A 17,163-nucleotide genomic window follows, 5' to 3' on the forward strand; every position below is an offset into this window, starting at 1 on the left:
CTGATGGCGCCCTCACGTTTTCATGACAGAATCCAATTTTTTTCCGAGAAGCCAGACGCTTACCTTGCGTCAGGTTGCGGAGATGGCGCAGACGACGCTCCCCGACGGTGCCGACGGGGAGTTTTTGCTTAAGGGCGTCGCGCCGCTCGAGAGCGCCGGCCCGAACGATCTGGCTTATATGGACAACCCCGCCTATGGGGGAGCCTTGAGCGCGACCCAGGCTGCGGCCTGCCTCGTGACGCCCCGTTTCGCCGGGAAGGTCCCGCCGCGGACCGTCGCGCTCGTGACGCCGATGGCGTACCGGGTCTTTGCAGCGGTCATGGGCAGGATGTTCCCTTCGGCCATGCGGCCGGAAACGTCCTTCGCGGCGACGGGTGTCTCGCCGGGCTCGTTCGTGCATCCCTCGGCGCGTCTCGAATATGGCGTCACTGTCGATCCGGGAGCCGTCATCGGTCCCCACGCGGAAATCGGCGCGGGAACCATCGTCGGCGCGCACGCGGTGATCGGTCCGCATGTGAAGATCGGCCGCGACTGCTCCTTGGGCCCCCATGTCAGCGTCTCCAACGCCTTCCTCGGAAACCGGGTCATCCTCCATCCCGGCGTCCGGGTCGGCCAGGACGGCTTCGGTTTCGCCATGGGACCGCAGGGGCACCTCAAGGTGCCGCAGATCGGCCGCGTCATCATCCAGGACGACGTGGAGATCGGCGCCAACAGCACCGTCGACCGCGGCGCGAGCCGCGATACCGTGATCGGCGAGGGCACCAAGATCGACAATCTCGTCCAGATCGGCCATAACGTGGTGATCGGCCGCCATTGCGTCATCGTCGCCCAGGTCGGTATTGCCGGCTCCACGACGCTGGAGGATTATGTCGTTCTTGGCGGTCAGGTCGCCGTGAAAGGGCATGTGAGACTCGGCATGGGTGCGCAGATCGCCGCCACCTCCGCAGTCAATGGCGACGTACCTGCCGGCGCGCGTTGGGGCGGTATTCCCGCCCGGCCGGTTCGCGAGTGGTTTCGCGAGATGACAGCCCTGAAAAGACTTGCATCCAAGGGCGATTCCGACAAAGACGACGGCGCATCGTCCTAACATATCGATACGGCCAGGCCTATCCGGAGTATTCAGTCATGTCCGAAGCGCCCACCACGCTTCAAACCGCCGATATTCTCGAGATCCTCGAGCTGCTGCCGCACCGCTATCCGTTCCTGCTGGTCGACAAGATCATCGATATCGACGGCGACAATTCCTGCATCGGCATCAAGAACGTCACCTTCAATGAGCCACAATTCACGGGCCATTTCCCGTCGCGTCCGATTTTCCCGGGCGTGTTCCTCATCGAGGCAATGGCTCAGACAGCGGGCGCGATCTGCGTGAAGGCCAAGATGGCCGAGCAGGCGAAGCCGAAGCAGGTGTTCTTCATGACGATCGACAAGGTGAAATTCCGCAGGCCCGTGGAGCCCGGCGACCGGGTTGAGTTTCACATGAGAAAGCTCAACAACCGCCGCAACATGTGGTGGTACAAGGGCGAGGCTAAGGTTGACGGGGTGCTCGTCTGCGAGGCCGAGGTCAGCGCCATGCTGGTGAGCGAGTAATGGAGACTGAGATCCATCCCACCGCCGTCGTCGAGGACGGCGCGACGATCGGGGCTGGCGTGAAGATCGGCCCCCTCTGCACCGTGGGGCCGGAAGTCGAGCTGGGCGACGGCTGCCAGCTGATGAGCCATGTGGCGCTCGCGGGCAAAACCAAGGTCGGCCCCCGCACACGCATCTTTCCGTTCGCGTCCATCGGCCACATTCCTCAGGATCTGAAGTATCGGGGCGAGTCATCGACGCTCGAGATCGGCGCCGATTGCATGATCCGCGAAGGCGTGACCATGAATCCGGGCACCGAAGGCGGCGGGCTGCGCACGATCATCGGCGACCGCTGCGCTTTTCTGGCCAACTCGCATGTGGGGCATGACACGAAGGTCGGCAACGACTGCATTCTCTCCAACAACGTGATGCTGGCGGGCCATGTCACGGTCGGCGACTTCGTGATCTTCGGCGGCGGTTCCGCCGTGATCCAGTTCACCCGCGTCGGATCCCACGCTTTCGTGGGCGGCATGTCGGGCCTGGAGAACGACCTCATTCCCTATGGAATGGCCATGGGCAACCGGGCGCATCTGGCCGGTCTCAACATCATCGGCCTTCGCCGCCGCGGCTTCACCCGCGAGCAGATCCATGACATTCGCCGCGCCTATCGGCTGCTGTTCGCCGATGAAGGCACATTGGCCGAGCGGGTCGAGGATGTGGCCGGCGAGTTCGACAACCATCCCTTCGTGCACGAGATCCTCGACTTCATCCGAGACCGTGGGGATCGGGCGATCTGCACGCCGCGGGATCCGGTCGGATCCGCCGGTTGAGGCTGCGCATGCAGCCCGAGAGCACGACAATCGCAACGGCGAGGCCGGGAGGAACCGGCTCTCACGAACCGGCTCGCGCATCGAGCGGGCCGGTTGCGGTTCTGGCGGGAGGCGGACGCCTTCCGCTTCAGCTCGTCGACCATCTGGAGAAGACCGGCCAGGATTATCGCGTTCTCGCCTTCCGGGGCTTCGCGGCGGCCGAGCTGCGCGGCAAGGCGCATGCGAATGTGGACCTTCTCGATCTCAAGACCATCCTGAAAACCCTCGATGGGTGGAAGCCCCGCGCCGTCTCCCTCGCCGGAGCGGTACGCCGTCCCGGCTTCTCCGCCTTGCTCGGCGCCTATTCGGCCATGCGCAACATGCAGGAGGTCAAGGAGGTCATCACCCGGGGCGACGACCAGGTGCTGCGCGGAGCCGTGATGCTCATCGAGGAGCGCGGTCATCGGGTGATCGGCGCCCATGAACTTGCTCCCGATCTCGTCGCGTCCCGCTCTCTCAGGGGGGGGCAGGAGCCGAACGAGGACGACCGGCGGGCCATCGCTGTGGGTCTCGATCTCCTGGCCTCGCTGTCGGCCTTCGACATCGGGCAGGGAGCCGTGATCGCCCGCAATCACGTGCTCGCCATCGAAGGCCCGGAGGGCACGGACCGGATGCTCACCCGGGTTGCGCATCTGCGGCAGTCGTGGTTCGGGCTGCGCCGCCGCAAGGAGGGCGGAGTGCTCATCAAGGCCGCCAAGCGCGGTCAGGATCTGCGTGTCGACATGCCCACCATCGGCCCCCGGACCGTTGCCGAAGCCGCGAAGGCGGGCCTCTCCGGCATCGCGATCGGCGCCGGCTCCACATTCGTGCTGGAACAGGATGAAACGCTGCGTCTCGCGGACCGTCTCGGCCTCTTCCTCGTCACGGTCGCGCTGCCCTGGATGGAGGCCGGACATGAGTGAGCCGCCCGTCCCAGCGCATCGTGCGGACCCAGCGGACGGGGCTCGCGAAAAGTGGACCCGGTTTTCACGAAACTGGCCCTTCGGGTCCGCTCGAACGACGCGCTCGTCTAAGAAGAGAGCGTCGGATTCAATCCCACAAGTGGATTCCACTTTTGGGGCCGATGCTCCAACGATCTGGATCGTCGCCGGCGAGGAATCCGGCGACCAGCTCGGCGCGAAACTGATGCGCGCCCTGAAGGCGAGGCTAGGAGCGGAGGCCCTGCGCTTCGGCGGCGTCGGCGGGCATGCCATGGCGGCGGAGGGCCTGAAAAGCCTGTTTCCGCTCCAGGACATCGCTGTCATGGGCATCGTTGCCGTCATCGGGCGATTGCCGACGGTGCTCAACCGCATCCGCATGACGGCGGACGCGGCCGTGGCCGCGGATCCCGATCTCCTCGTGATCATCGACAGTCCCGATTTCACCCATCGCGTGGCCCGGGCCGTACGCAGGCGCGCGCCGCATATCCCGGTCGTCGATTACGTGAGCCCCTCCGTCTGGGCCTGGCGTCCGGGCCGGGCGGCGAAGATGCGCGCCTATGTCGATCACGTCCTGGCGCTGCTGCCCTTCGAGCCCGAGGCGCACAAGCGTCTCGGCGGACCTCCGACCACCTATGTGGGACACCCGCTCATCGAGCGCCTCGCGGAGGTCAGGCCGGCTTCCGGCGAGCGCGGCTCGGATCCGGATGCTCCTCTGAAGCTCCTGGTGCTCCCCGGCAGCCGGCGCTCGGAGGTCAGCCGTCTGATGGAGCCCTTCGGCGAAGCGCTGGCGCTCCTGAAGGCCCAGGCGCCTCGGACCTTCGAGATCACGATTCCCGCAGTCTCGCACCTTGCCGACGAGATCAAGGCGCGCGCGGAAACATGGGGCGTGAAGCCCAGGATCGTGCTCGGCGAAGCCGCGAAGTGGGAGGCCTTCCGTCAAGCCGATCTGGCGCTCGCCGCCTCGGGCACCGTGACCCTGGAACTCGGGCTCTCGGGCGTGCCGATGGTCGTGGCCTATCGCGTCTCGAAGATCGAGGAAGTGCTGAAATACCTCATCAAGGCGCCATCCATCGTGCTGACCAATCTGGTGCTCGGCGAGAACGTCATTCCCGAACTCATCCAGTGGGATTGCACGCCCGAGAAGCTCAGGGACGCCGTGCTGCCTCTCATGAGCGACAGCGTCGAACGGCGGCGGCAGGTCGCGGCCTTCGAAAAGCTCGACGAGCTGATGCAGATCGGCGTTGAAGCGCCGAGCGAGCGAGCGGCACGGATCGTGGGTGAGGTGCTCGCAGCGCGTCGCTGATCGATTGCGCGCGTCATGCCCGGCCTTGTACCGGGCATGACGGCTTCTATGGAGCGTTAGAGCATCGAACGCAAAAGTGGGGACCGGTTTTGCGTCCGATGCTCTAGCCGTTCATCGTCCCGGCGACATGAACCCGGAGTTTCAAGCCTGCCGGACGATGGTGCCGATTACATTGACGATGAGGCGCGCGGCGGTCAGGGCCGACACGCCGTCGATATCAGCGGGAGGATAGAGCTCGACAATGTCGAATCCCGCGATCCTGGCCCGCCTGCCGAGACCTGCGATCATGTCGATCACCTGCGTGTAGGTGAGCCCGCCGGGTGCGCGTGCCGCTACGCCCGGCATGATGCTGGGATCGAGCCCGTCGCAGTCGAGGGTGACGACGACTCGCGCTCCTTCCGGAATGTGCCGGAGAGCGGCATCGATGCCCTGTGCGTGTACCTCGCGGGCGGTCACGATGCAGCTGCCATAGCGCTGCGCCGCTTCGATTTCCGTGAGGCGCGCGCTCCCGACGCTCCGGATGCCGACCTGCACGATGCCGGCGACGTGCGGCATCTCGCTCGCCCGGCGCATGGGGTTGGAATAGCCGTAGCGTTCGCCATGCAGCTCGTCGCGCCAGTCGATATGGGCGTCAATCTGGAGGATCCAGATCGGCCCATGATCCGCAAAGCCGGCGAAGAACGGGATGGGCACGGAATCGTCGCCACCGAGGAGGATCGGTACGGCCGGCACTGCAAGGACCTCGCGTGTCTTCGCCTCGATCCGGGCCCGGTTGCCGACATTGTCGTGCATGACGGTTGGGATATCGCCAGCGTCGATACAGCAGATGGGCTTTCCGTTGAAGAGCGGGCCGCCGAGATCGAAATCCCAGTGATCGAGGAGCGCGGCATCGTCCTGGCTCGCGGCGCGGATAGCGTCCGCAGCCAAGGCATGGCCGCTACTGTCACTTTCGGGATAGGTGCTGCCGTGACCGGCCCCGAAAATCACCGCACGAGGCACGTGGCCATCGGCGAGGCGCTTGGGAAGGCCGAGAAACGGAGGTGAGGCGGTCATCTCTTGACGGTCCTGATGATGTTTCGCCGAGGGTCCAGGTTCGGGACGCAGGATGAGGCCTCATGCGGCGGAGGTGAATCCTACTCCCGACCGAGCGCTGCCGCAAAAAAGGGGCCTTTCGGCCCCTTTTTCTTGTTCCGCTATCCGTGTTCTTAGCCGCGCTGGGCGACGGTGACGTACTGGCGCTCGGTCGGGCCGGTATAGAGCTGGCGCGGGCGGCCGATGCGCTGGGACGGGTCCTCGATCATCTCGCTCCACTGGGCGATCCAGCCGACCGTGCGGGCGACCGCGAAGAGCACCGTGAACATGGAGGTGGGGAAGCCCATCGCCTTCAGGGTGATGCCGGAATAGAAGTCGATGTTCGGGTAGAGCTTCTTCTCGATGAAGTACTCGTCCTTGAGCGCGATCTGCTCCAGCTCCATGGCGACGTCGAGGAGCGGGTCGTCCTTGATGCCGAGCTCGCTGAGCACCTCGTGGGTGGTCTTCTGCATGATCTTGGCGCGCGGGTCGTAGTTCTTGTAGACCCGGTGGCCGAAGCCCATGAGGCGGAAGGGATCGTTCTTGTCCTTCGCGCGGGCGATGAACTCGGGGATGCGGTCCGGCGTGCCGATCTCCTCCAGCATCTTCAGGGCGGCTTCGTTGGCGCCGCCATGGGCGGGGCCCCACAGGCAGGCGATGCCGGCCGCGATGCACGCGAAGGGGTTCGCGCCCGACGAACCGGCCAGACGCACCGTCGAGGTCGAGGCGTTCTGCTCGTGATCGGCGTGCAGGATGAAGATGCGGTCGAGCGCGCGCGCCAGAACCGGGTTCACCTTGTACTCCTCGGCCGGGACCGCAAAGCACATGCGCAGGAAGTTGGACGTGTAGTCCAGGTCGTTCTGCGGATACACGAAGGGCTGGCCGATGGAGTACTTGTAGGCCATGGCGGCCAGCGTCGGCATCTTGGCGATCATGCGCATGGACGCGATCATGCGCTGCTGCGGATCGGAGATGTCGGTCGAGTCGTGATAGAAGGCCGACAGGGCGCCGACGCTGGCCACCATGATGGCCATCGGGTGGGCGTCGCGGCGGAAGCCGGTGAAGAACCGGTTCATCTGGTCATGCACCATGGTGTGGCGCGTGACGCGGTAATCGAAATCGGCCTTCTGAGCGGCGGTCGGCAGCTCTCCGTAAAGGAGCAGGTAGCAGGTCTCGAGGAAGTCGCCGTGCTCGGCCAGCTGATCGATGGGGTAGCCGCGGTACAGGAGAACGCCCTTGTCTCCATCGATATAGGTGATCTTCGACTCGGTAGCCGCGGTCGACGTGAAGCCGGGATCGTAGGTGAACATCCCCGTCTGCGCGTAAAGCTTCGCGATATCGATGACGCTCGGGCCGATCGTGCCCTCTTTCACCGCTAGTTCCACGGCCTTGTTGTCGACATTGAGTGTTGTGTTGGAACTCATGGGTCTTCGACCTTTCAGCAGGAGGCCGGGCATAACCTAGAGCAACCAAGTGTTCCGGGGAGGCCCCGGATTCGGGCTGCCGCACCGAGGTCAGCCGGTCGGTGGGAGAATGGTCCCCTCGGTAGCTTATCCGTTGGTGAGGGGCAAGCACGTCTATTGGTGGTATGCGCCTGCTATGCAGCAGGCGCACCGCTCATTTGGTCCTGAAGGCGCAACAGGGTTTCCTCGCGGCCGAGAACCGCCATGACGTCGAAGAGGCCGGGCGAAGTGGCGCGGCCGGTGAGCGCTGCGCGCAGGGGTTGCGCCACCTGGCCGAGCTTCGCGCCGATGGATTCCGCATGCTCGCGCACGACGGCTTCCACGCTCTGGGCGTTCCAGTCCGACACGGCCTGCAGCTTCTCGACGATTCCGGCAAGGCGCGCACGGCCGTCCGCGAGCAGGGTTGCTGCCTTCTCGTCCGCCTTCAGGGGACGCTGGGCATAGAGATAATAGGCGCTGTCCAGGAGCTCGACGAGGGTCTTGGCGCGTTCCTTCAGGCCCGGCATGGCGGCCAGGAGCTTCTGCCGCAGATCCGGGTCGAAGGTGGGGCCGAGGCCGCGCTCGGGACCGATCTCGGGCAGGATGGCTTCGATGGCCTGGACGAGGTCCTCGTCCGGCGACAGGCGCATGTAATGGCCGTTGAGATTCTCGAGCTTCACGAAGTCGAAGCGCGCGGGCGAGCGACCGATATTCTTGAGATCGAAAGCCTGGACCATCTCGTCGGTGGAGAAGATCTCCTGGTCGCCGTGGCTCCAGCCGAGGCGCACGAGGTAGTTGCGCAGCGCCGCCGGCAGGTAGCCGAGGCTCCGGTAGGCCTCGACGCCGAGCGCGCCGTGGCGCTTCGACAGCTTGGCGCCGTCTGGCCCGTGAATGAGCGGGACATGCGCCATCTTCGGCACATCCCAGCCCATCGCCTGATAGATCTGCGTCTGGCGGGCCGCATTCGTGAGATGGTCGTCGCCGCGGATCACATGGGTCACGCCCATGTCGTGATCGTCCACCACCACGGCGAGCATATAGGTCGGCGTTCCGTCCGAGCGCAGCAGCACCAGGTCGTCGAGGTCCTTGTTCTGCCAGACCACGCGGCCCTGCACCTCGTCCTCGACCACGGTCTCGCCCTCGGCGGGAGCCTTGAGGCGGATGACGGGCTTCACACCTTCGGGAGCCTCGGACGGGTCGCGGTCGCGCCAACGCCCATCGTAGCGGGAGGGGCGGCCTTCCCGGCGGGCGGTCTCGCGCATCTCCTCGAGTTCTTGCTGGGTGGCGTAGCAGTAATAGGCGCGGCCCTGAGCGAGCAGCGTCTCGGCGACCTCGCGATGCCGGGCCGCGCGGGAAAACTGATAGACCACGTCGCCGTCCCAATCGAGGCCGAGCCATTTCAGGCCGTCCAGGATCGCCTCGATGGCCGCCTCCGTCGAGCGTTCCCGGTCCGTGTCCTCGATCCGCAGCAGCATCTTGCCCCCGTTACGCTTGGCATAGAGCCAATTGAACAGGGCCGTGCGTCCCCCGCCGATATGCAGGAAGCCGGTGGGCGAGGGAGCGAAGCGGGTGACAACGGTCATCGCGGGGAACCTTCGTTGAAACTCTAAAATGATTGCGCGGCTTTAGCGGCAAGCTCGCCTTCGTTCGGCTCATCCACAGGGCGGCTTGGGCCGTAGCGTGGGCTCGTCTACCATGCAACCGAGCTCGCGTTAAGCCATAGCCATGACGGTAGACAACAAAGGAGAGCCCGGCCGGATCCCGCGCAGCCCAGCGCGGGCCATGGCGCTGCCGCGCCCGTCCGGCCTCGTCCTGGATTGGAGCGCTCTCGACGGAAGGGAATGGCTCCGGCGGTGCCTCGCGGACGAGGTCGCGCAGCGCCGGCTCTTTCCCTGGCTCGCGGTGTGCTTCGGCCTGGGGGTGCTCCTGTTCTTCCAGGCGGAGGCGCCTTCGCTCTGGGCCCCGCTCGGCGCTTTCGCCCTGAGCGCGGCCGCGGCCGTGCGGCTGCGCGAGAAGCTGCCGGCCCTCGTTCTCAGCATCGGTCTCGCGGCCGCATTCGCGGGATTTTCGGCCGGGATCGTCCGCACGCGCAGCGTTGCGGCGCCGGTTCTGACGCGCATGACGATTGCGCCGGTCTCGGGTTTCGTCGAGGCCGTCGAGGATCGTGACCACGGTCAGCGCGTCCTCCTGCGGGTGGTCTCGCTGCAAGGCGTGCCCGATACTGAGCGGCCGCAGCGCGTGCGCGTTTCCGTCCGCAGGAGCGTTGCGCTGTCCGCCGGCCAGTTCGTCACGGGCAATGCGCGTCTGCTCCCGCCGCCGCAGCCCGCCCGGCCCGGCGGATACGACTTCGCGCGCGACGCCTATTACAAGGGGATCGGCGCGGTCGGCTCGTTTACGGGCCGCGTGGGGCAGGCCGAACCGCCGACCGCGCCCGACTGGTCCCTGTGGCTTGCCGCCCATGTGGACGCGGCGCGCAACACGCTCACCCATCGCATCGCGTCGGTTATCGGCGGCCCTGCGGGCGGCGTCGGCGCGGCGCTCGTCACCGGAAAGCGCGGCCTCATCGGCACGCCCACGAACGACGTGCTGCGCGCAGCCGGCATCTACCACATCGTCTCCATCTCTGGTCTTCACATGGTGCTTGCGGCGGGAACGTTCTTCTGGATCGTGCGCGCGCTTCTCGCGCTCGGTCCTGGGCTCGCTCTGCTCTGGCCGGTGAAGAAGATCGCCGCCGTCGCGGCGATGATCGGGGCCACGGCCTATTGCGTCTTTTCGGGTTCGGACGTGGCCACTGAGCGCTCGCTCATCATGACGCTCGTGATGTTCGGGGCCGTGCTGGCGGATCGCCCCGCGTTGAGCATGCGCAACCTCTCGATCGCGGCACTCATCGTGCTCGCACGCGAGCCCGAGGCGCTGCTGGGACCGAGCTTTCAAATGTCCTTCGGTGCGGTGGCCGCGATGATGACGCTCGTGCCGCTGCTGCAACGGGAAAAAGCAGAGAGCAGGCCCGCGACGCTCATCGACAGAGGATTGTCCTGGGCCGGGCGCTCGGCCCTCTCTCTCGTCACGACGACCCTCGTCGCGACCTTCGCGACGGCGCCGTTCTCGGCCTACCATTTCCAGAGCCTCAATCCCTACGGCCTGATCGGCAATGCGCTCGCCCTGCCGCTCGTGTCCCTCGTTGTCATGCCGGCCGCCGTTCTCGGCGTCCTGGCCTATCCCTTCGGTCTCGACGGACCGGTCTGGGCCGTGATGGGATTCGCCGTCGCGCAGGTGCTCGACGTCTCGGCCTGGGTCGGCGCTTTCAGCGGATCGACGCTCGTCGTGCCCGCGCTTGGCATTGGCGGATTGGCGCTGTTGAGCGCGGGCCTCCTCGCGCTGACGATTCCGGCCTCGAACCTGAGATGGCTTGCGCTCGTTCCCGTCGGCGCGGGATTGGCTTTCGCCGCGACGCCGCCGCGCTACGACATCTATGTCGACCGCGATGGGTCGGGGGCTGCGATCCGCGATCCGGGCGGGCGGCTCGCGCTGGTCGGCAAGCCGTCCGGTTTCGTCGCCGAGCAATGGCTGCGCGCCGATGGCGACGGACGGAATGCCGAGGACGTCTCGCTCAAGGAGGCCGCGCGGTGCGACAGGCTGGGCTGCGTCGTGGAAACCTCGGCGCATCGCAGCGTCGCCTTCGTGCAGGAGGCGGCTGCGTTCGAGGAAGATTGCCGCCGCGCCGCCATCGTCCTCACGCGCCTCGATGCGCCGGACCATTGCGGGGCGGCCGTCGTGATCGATCGCAGGGTTCTCGCAGAGCGCGGCGCGACGGCGATCAGGCTCGGCACCGACGCCGTGGAAATTCACTCGGTGAGGAAGGGCAGGGAGGTCCGGCCTTGGGCGGCCGCGGCGGAGGCCCGTTCCTCCGCTGCTCGGGAGGCGCCGCGCACGGCGCGACCGGCCCCCGAGCAGGAGTGGGCGGACGAGGATATCAGTAGCGCCGGACCAGACTGACGAGCTTGCCCTGGATCTTCACCCGGTCTGGACCGAGCACCCGGGTCTCATAGGCCTGATTGGCGGCCTCGAGCGCGATGGAGGAGCCGCGGCGGCGGAAGCGCTTGAGGGTCGCCTCCTCGTCGTCGATGAGCGCCACGATGATGTCGCCCGTATTGGCCGTGTCCTGCCTGCGGATCACCACGAGGTCCCCATCGAGAATGCCGGCTTCCACCATCGAGTCGCCGCGCACCTCCAGGGCGAAGTGATCGCCCTGGGAGAGGAAGTCGCCCGAGAGGGTGATGGAGTGGCTGCGGTTCTGGATCGCGGAGATCGGCGTACCGGCCGCGATCCGGCCCATGACGGGGATCGACGCGGTGTCGCGAAACCGCTCTTCGGCCACGGGCTGGGGCGCGGGCTTCTTCTCCGCGAGGCCGCCCTCGACCACGCTTGGGGTGAAGCGGCGCTGACCGGCGGCGGCGCCGACGGATTCGGGCAGGCGGATCACCTCGAGGGCGCGGGCGCGGTTCGGCAGGCGGCGGATGAAGCCGCGCTCCTCCAGCGCCGTGATGAGGCGGTGAATGCCGGATTTCGACTTGAGGTCGAGGGCATCCTTCATCTCGTCGAAGGACGGCGGAACCCCGGTTTCACGCAGCCGCTCATGGATGAAGCGGAGCAATTCGTGCTGCTTGCGCGTGAGCATGACAGACCCTTACTGCTCCCGAGTGGAGCGATTCTGGAAAACAAAGCGAGAACAAGGTAGCTGTTCCCGCTGTGTTCCGCAAGCCCGTGTCCGAAGTGCCGTTTCGCCGAGGCGGAGTACCGGGTTCGACGCGGCAACCAGGCCGGCGCGGTTCGACTGCCTGAGGCACGTGTGTCGAGCATGATGTTCGTCGAAATGGACGGGCCGCCTAGGCTCGAAGGTCGGCCGCCGAAAACGTGCAATCAAACAGAATATTGCATCGATGCAAAGACAGTCTGCGGATTGTGCATCGTTGCCAGCACGGGTTGATCATCAGGCTACGGCGAGTGTGAGGCCAGGGGAGCCGTGACGGACTCCGTGGATGTGACAAATCCCAGGCGTTTTAGCCCATTCCTGAGTCTGTCCAATTGATCGGATCAGCGGAAACCGGATCCGGCGCGTAGGTGAGCGAGAATAGCGTTGTCCGCGTATGTCAACGTGATCGATGCAACCTATGGTTCCAACCGCGCTCCGAGTTGGGCCCAACGGCAACGTCAGCTTGTGCCACAAATGTGATACATCGTTGCAAGATCCCTTCCCTCTGCTATATTACGATATGTTAATACATGTCTCTGGCGCGTACGTAGGGGAAAGCCATGACGAAGCCGATTGCCGGTCGCAAACTCGAGCCGCTCATCCAGGGAGCATCATCATCCGTTTCGGACCTGTTGGCGTTGAGCGACGGTTCCTTCTTCGCGGTCCAGGTGCAATCCGGCAAGAGCGCGTCCGGACAGTCCGTCAAGCAGATCCTCGGGCAGATCGTCGACGCCGACGGCACTGCGCGGCCTGGCCACAAACCCTTCATCATCGCCGAGGAGAAAGCCCGTTCCGCAGCCTTCGCGGGGGCCGCTCAGCACGCCGACGGACGCATCGTGGCCACGTGGACCACGAGCGAGAAAGGGCATGTGCCGACTTTGAAGGCGCGCGCTTTGGATACTCACGGGATGGACTTCAGCCCGGTCATCCAGTTGGGTGAGGTTGATATTTCATCGCAGCCCACGGTCGAGCGCGCCTCTGCGGCCTTCGCGGATATCTATGCCGCTGCAAATTCCATCAGTTGGGTTGAAGAGGCTCCCATTGCGGGAAAGGTCTCGTCCGGATCACATCACGAGGACAGTGTGCGGGTCAGCCACGGCGAACCTAAGCTCGACCATGAAGGTCGCCTCCAAGCGCACATGGCGGCTTCGGATAAGGCGCAGGCCAGTGTTCCCTCGGAATTTGCAACGAGCGATGCCTCCGGCTCTGAGGGTGTCTTCAACCCCCAGTCGATCAGCAGCATCAGACTGAACGGCACCAATACTCAGGACAGAGGGTTCATTAACGAGATCGTCTACAACAATCAGCAAAATGTGAAGCTGGGCGACCTGAGCGTCTCGGGCCGGCTCGCGGGTCCAGCATCCTTTGCGGTTACGGGCACGCAGGCGCAGAATTTCGAGATCCGCTACGACCAAGCCGCAGACAAATGGTCTCTCTGGACCAAGACTGCAGCGTTCTTCGACTACGAGGCGCGGGTGGGCCAGCCGATCAATGTCACCATCGCCGCGGACGATGGAGATGGGCCTGTCCAGACGACGTTCACGTTCCGTCTGAGCAATGTCAGAGAGAATCCGCACACCCTGTCGATCAATAATAAGCAGGTTACAGAAAACCCACAACAAAATCAGATCATTGGTCGCTTGTCCGCAACCAATCCTGAGGGAACGACTTTATGGTGGTCGTTGGATCCCTCGTCAGCCAACGAAGGAGTCGAGCTGGGCCAGGATAGCCTCGGCTGGTTCCTGTTTGTCGCTAACCCGGGCAAGTTCGACTATGAAGCCCAGGTTCGCCATCCCGTGACGGTCTGGGCGAATGCGGCGTCGAGCGATAACAGCGGTGACGTGCATACCCCGCTCACGTTCGACATCGATGTGTTGAACGCGAACGAAGCTCCGCACATCGTCGGTCAAAACCAGAGCATCTCCGCCGAGACCGCAGTTCCCGTAAGGCCCTTCTCAACGTTCGTCTTGTCGGATCCAGATGTCGGCTCGCCCGGGTTCGACAGTTTCACGGTCAGTGTCAAGCTAGATACATGGAGCAAGGGTGTCCTCATCCCTGCGGCGGGAACGAAGGGGACCTATGACGCGTCACGCGGTGAATTCACCGTGACCGGGACACTCGCCGAGGTCACGGCAAGCATCCAACAACTGACTTTCGATCCTCGGGAGCGCTTGCTCGACGGAGTCAACGTAACGGAGACGACGACGTTCACCATCACCATGGTGGACGGTGGAGGTCTTCGCGCTCCTGAGACACCCGATGTTCAAGTGACGGCATCCCAATCGAACTATGCGCCCCAGGATATCGTGCTGACGAGCAGAGTACCGGGTCAGGATCCCTCGATTCCCGAGAACACGCAGAACAATGGTACGAACTACTTCGGGACTTTGAGCGCGACGGACCCGAACGCACCGGACAACGGTTCTCTGACATTTGCCATTACCGGAAATCCTCACAACTATTTTACGCTTGACGGCAACAAGCTCCGGCTGGCGGATAACACCGCACTGAACTACGAGGCGGATGATCTGCTGCTCCATAGGGACGGAGCGCTGCGCTGGTACGAAGTCACCGTCACCGCAACGGATCAGCATGGCAAGCCCTCCGCGCCGCAGATCGTGAACGTCTATGTCAGCAATGTGAACGAAGCCCCGACCACTCCGGCAGTCGCGAACCCACCTGGTGTCCTACTGGAGAATTCTCCCGGCGAAACCCCTGTCGTCAGGGTGTCCTCCGAGGATGTCGATCAAGGGGATACTGTCAGATACCGCTTTGTAGGAGGAGGACTAACAGATCCGAGCGGAAAATTCAAAATCGACCAAGTCACTGGTGAGATCAAGCTGGCACCAAATCCCAATATCAATTTCGAGGCGACTGCAGCAGAGGATCCATGGCTTCAACCTGCCGATGCTGCTCATGGCGGAAATCGGTATTATATTCTGCGGGTCGAAGCGTATGACAGGGCTGGGGCTTCCTCTCAAAGCACTGTTGAAATTCAGATCGGCAACGTCAACGAGGCGCCGAACGCACCAACGTGGAGCAATGGCTCGACGACTCTGCCGGCAGTTCAGGAAAACACGACTTTCTCAGCCCGGATTGGAGCCACCGATCCCGATGGCACGACGAACTTCACATACGAGTTCGACCAAGGCAGCGCCGCCAGTGCCAACGGCCGCTTCGCGATCGATCAGGGCACAGGCGTCGTCACCCTGGCACCGGGGCAAACTCTCGACTACGAATCCGCCACCAATGGCCAGTACAAGATTTACGTCCGGGTCAAGGATGGCAGTCTTTACAGTACTGTTCGGGAACTGACCATCAACGTCTCGGACGTGAACGAGGCTCCGACCGGAGTGGTCTTCAACGTCAACGTCATGAACGAGAATGCCGCGCCCAACTCGATCGTGGCTTCCGTCGACAGGGTTCTCGATCCCGACATCACGCCTGCGAACAGGGACTTCCGCTTCGCCCTGGTCACCGATGCGACCGGCAACACCGTCTATACCGGCACCGCCTTCCGCATCGATCCATTGACAGGGCAGATCAAAGTCGGCCCCGGCGGTCTTCCGGATGTTTCCACACCGCAGGACGTCAGGGTCTATGTGAAGATCACGGATCACGGAGGCAATGGCTTCTCCGTGGTGAGGGTCATGGATGTCACGGTCAATCCGTCGAATGTGAACTCGCCTCCCGGAACTCCGGCCGTCGTCAACGATTTCGTCGCTCCGCTGACCGAGAACAGTGGTGCGGTCGATACGGTCGCCACCGTGTTTTCGGGCGACGACAATGTCGGCGGCTCCCATGTGGAGTATGAGATCGCCACCAATCCAGGTGGCCTGTTCTCGATCAATCAACTGACCGGTGTCATCTCGTTCCGGGGTGGCGCTAACTACGAGGCGACCAATATCGGTCTTCTCACCGAGTTCCCCGGCACCGCGCAGGAGCGGAAATATTTCGAGGTGGTGGTCCAGGCCAGGGAGGTCGGGAACACGAACGGTCAGGTATCCGGTCAGAAGACGATCCAGGTCTATCTCAACGACGTGAACGAGGCGCCGACCGGCGTTTCGTTCGGCCCGGCGAATGTCGTCCGCGTCAACGGCAGGGCTGGCGACGATGTCACGACCGCGACGGCGCAGGATCCGGATACCGTCCATCCCGAATTCCAGGTCAACAAGTTCCGATTCAGCGATGCTCAGGACGGGTCGGACGGCTTGATCAGTGCGGATGGTCTGTTCAAGATCAACGCCAATTCGGGCCTGATCGAACTGAACCGCGATGCGACGGTTACCGACGCAGGCAATCATACTCTGAAGGTCGAGGCCTATGACGGGAACCTGGTGAGCCCGGTCGTCGATTACGTTGTTCGTGTCATTGGTGCGGACGAAAACCCACCGCCGGCGAACATTGCCTTCACGGACAACACCGTTCGCGAGAATTTGGCGCGAGGCAACATCATCGGCCGGTTCATTGCAACAGACACGGATGCGCTGACCTGGACCCTGGTCGACGATGCGGGAGGGCGCGTCGAGTTGGGCAGCAATGGCACGCTGCTTGTCAAGAACCAGACGAAGATCGACAGCGAACTCGCCCCCACTTTCGATGTCGTGGTCGATGTTTCCGACGGTACCAACACCGTGCGGTTTACGAAGACGCTTACGATTTTGAATCTGCAGAAGGAGACGGTGAACGGGCTGTCGACCAGTATCCCGGGGATCGGCATCGACGATTATCTCAGGGGAGGAGCCGGCGACGACACGCTGAACGGCAGTATCGGTAACGACACCCTGAGTGGAGGCGGTGGATCCGACCGCCTGAACGGAGGCGCAGGTGACGATGCATTCCGATTTGATGCGGCTATCACGAATCTGAACACGGACAAGATTGTCCAGTTCGACCTGAAGGATCCAGGAAATCCGGCCGTGAATGGTGACCGCATTGAATTGGCCCAGAGCCGTTTCACAGGGATCACGGCGGCTGACGTGGATAGTGGCATCTTGAAGGCCAGCGTCTTCCATGCAGGGACGCTCGCAACGGCGCAGGCGAACCACCGCATCGTCTACAATCAGGCGACAGGGGAGATCTGGTACGACCGGGATGGTTTCGGGGTAGGAGTGGCGGCCAACCTGATCGCCACGATCATCAGCACGACCAAGCCGGCTCTCACAAACGAGTACTTCCATCTCATCTAGCGCACGATGTGTCGAGGGCGGGCTTTACGGTTCGCTTTCATATGATA

Annotated in this window: 12 protein-coding genes; 7 read left to right on the forward strand and 5 right to left on the reverse strand. The window is 63.9% G+C overall.

Translation table 11 applies throughout. From position 1 onward, the window contains the following. The first annotated feature begins 22 nt into the window (after positions 1-22). From lpxD to lpxB, 5 genes are all read left to right on the forward strand, one after another. Positions 23-1,087 carry a UDP-3-O-(3-hydroxymyristoyl)glucosamine N-acyltransferase gene (gene lpxD, locus AB8841_RS18360; protein ID WP_370437257.1) on the forward strand — a complete coding sequence of 355 codons (1,065 nt, stop codon included), beginning with the start codon at positions 23-25 and terminating at the stop codon, positions 1,085-1,087. Positions 1,088-1,125: 38 nt separating this feature from the next. After that, positions 1,126-1,590: a 3-hydroxyacyl-ACP dehydratase FabZ gene (gene fabZ / locus AB8841_RS18365; protein ID WP_370437258.1), complete on the forward strand. Its 465-nt coding sequence runs from the start codon at positions 1,126-1,128 to the stop codon at positions 1,588-1,590. Beyond that, complete coding sequence (lpxA, locus tag AB8841_RS18370) at positions 1,590-2,399, forward strand: acyl-ACP--UDP-N-acetylglucosamine O-acyltransferase (protein ID WP_370437259.1); 810 nt, start codon at positions 1,590-1,592, stop codon at positions 2,397-2,399. The genes fabZ and lpxA overlap by 1 nt, the downstream gene beginning before the upstream one ends. Positions 2,400-2,407: 8 nt before the next feature. Further along, complete coding sequence (locus AB8841_RS18375; protein WP_370437260.1) at positions 2,408-3,340, forward strand: LpxI family protein; 933 nt, start codon at positions 2,408-2,410, stop codon at positions 3,338-3,340. Between the two features lie 139 nt (positions 3,341-3,479). Continuing rightward, entirely contained in the window at positions 3,480-4,661 is a 1,182-nt protein-coding gene (gene lpxB / locus AB8841_RS18380) for a lipid-A-disaccharide synthase (RefSeq protein ID WP_370437261.1), read from the forward strand. A gap of 141 nt (positions 4,662-4,802) precedes the next feature. On the opposite strand, the gene AB8841_RS18385 is transcribed toward lpxB, so the two are convergent. The 3 genes from AB8841_RS18385 to gltX form a co-directional block, all read right to left on the reverse strand. Continuing rightward, positions 4,803-5,714, reverse strand: a complete 912-nt coding sequence (locus AB8841_RS18385) for an agmatinase (RefSeq protein WP_370437262.1) — start codon at positions 5,712-5,714, stop codon at positions 4,803-4,805. Between the two features lie 152 nt (positions 5,715-5,866). Then, entirely contained in the window at positions 5,867-7,156 is a 1,290-nt protein-coding gene (gltA, locus tag AB8841_RS18390; RefSeq protein WP_370437263.1) for a citrate synthase, read from the reverse strand. A gap of 173 nt (positions 7,157-7,329) precedes the next feature. Further along, the gene (gltX, locus tag AB8841_RS18395; protein WP_370437264.1) at positions 7,330-8,757 is read right to left on the reverse strand and encodes a glutamate--tRNA ligase; all 1,428 of its coding nucleotides are present in this window, start codon (positions 8,755-8,757) and stop codon (positions 7,330-7,332) included. 142 nt (positions 8,758-8,899) lie between these two features. Between gltX and AB8841_RS18400 the strand changes: the two genes are divergently transcribed. Continuing rightward, complete coding sequence (locus AB8841_RS18400) at positions 8,900-11,170, forward strand: ComEC/Rec2 family competence protein (RefSeq protein WP_370437265.1); 2,271 nt, start codon at positions 8,900-8,902, stop codon at positions 11,168-11,170. Here the strand turns inward: AB8841_RS18400 and lexA are convergent. After that, positions 11,148-11,852, reverse strand: a complete 705-nt coding sequence (gene lexA / locus AB8841_RS18405; protein WP_370437266.1) for a transcriptional repressor LexA — start codon at positions 11,850-11,852, stop codon at positions 11,148-11,150. The genes AB8841_RS18400 and lexA overlap by 23 nt on opposite strands. Positions 11,853-12,541: 689 nt before the next feature. Beyond that, positions 12,542-12,796, reverse strand: coding sequence for a hypothetical protein (locus tag AB8841_RS18410; RefSeq protein ID WP_370437267.1), 255 nt, complete (start codon positions 12,794-12,796; stop codon positions 12,542-12,544). A 9-nt stretch (positions 12,797-12,805) separates the two neighbouring features. Between AB8841_RS18410 and AB8841_RS18415 the strand changes: the two genes are divergently transcribed. After that, entirely contained in the window at positions 12,806-17,116 is a 4,311-nt protein-coding gene (locus tag AB8841_RS18415) for a cadherin domain-containing protein (RefSeq protein WP_370437268.1), read from the forward strand. Positions 17,117-17,163: the final 47 nt, after the last annotated feature.

The sequence above is a fragment of the Microvirga sp. TS319 genome (assembly GCF_041276405.1).
Classification (GTDB): Bacteria; Pseudomonadota; Alphaproteobacteria; order Rhizobiales; family Beijerinckiaceae; genus Microvirga.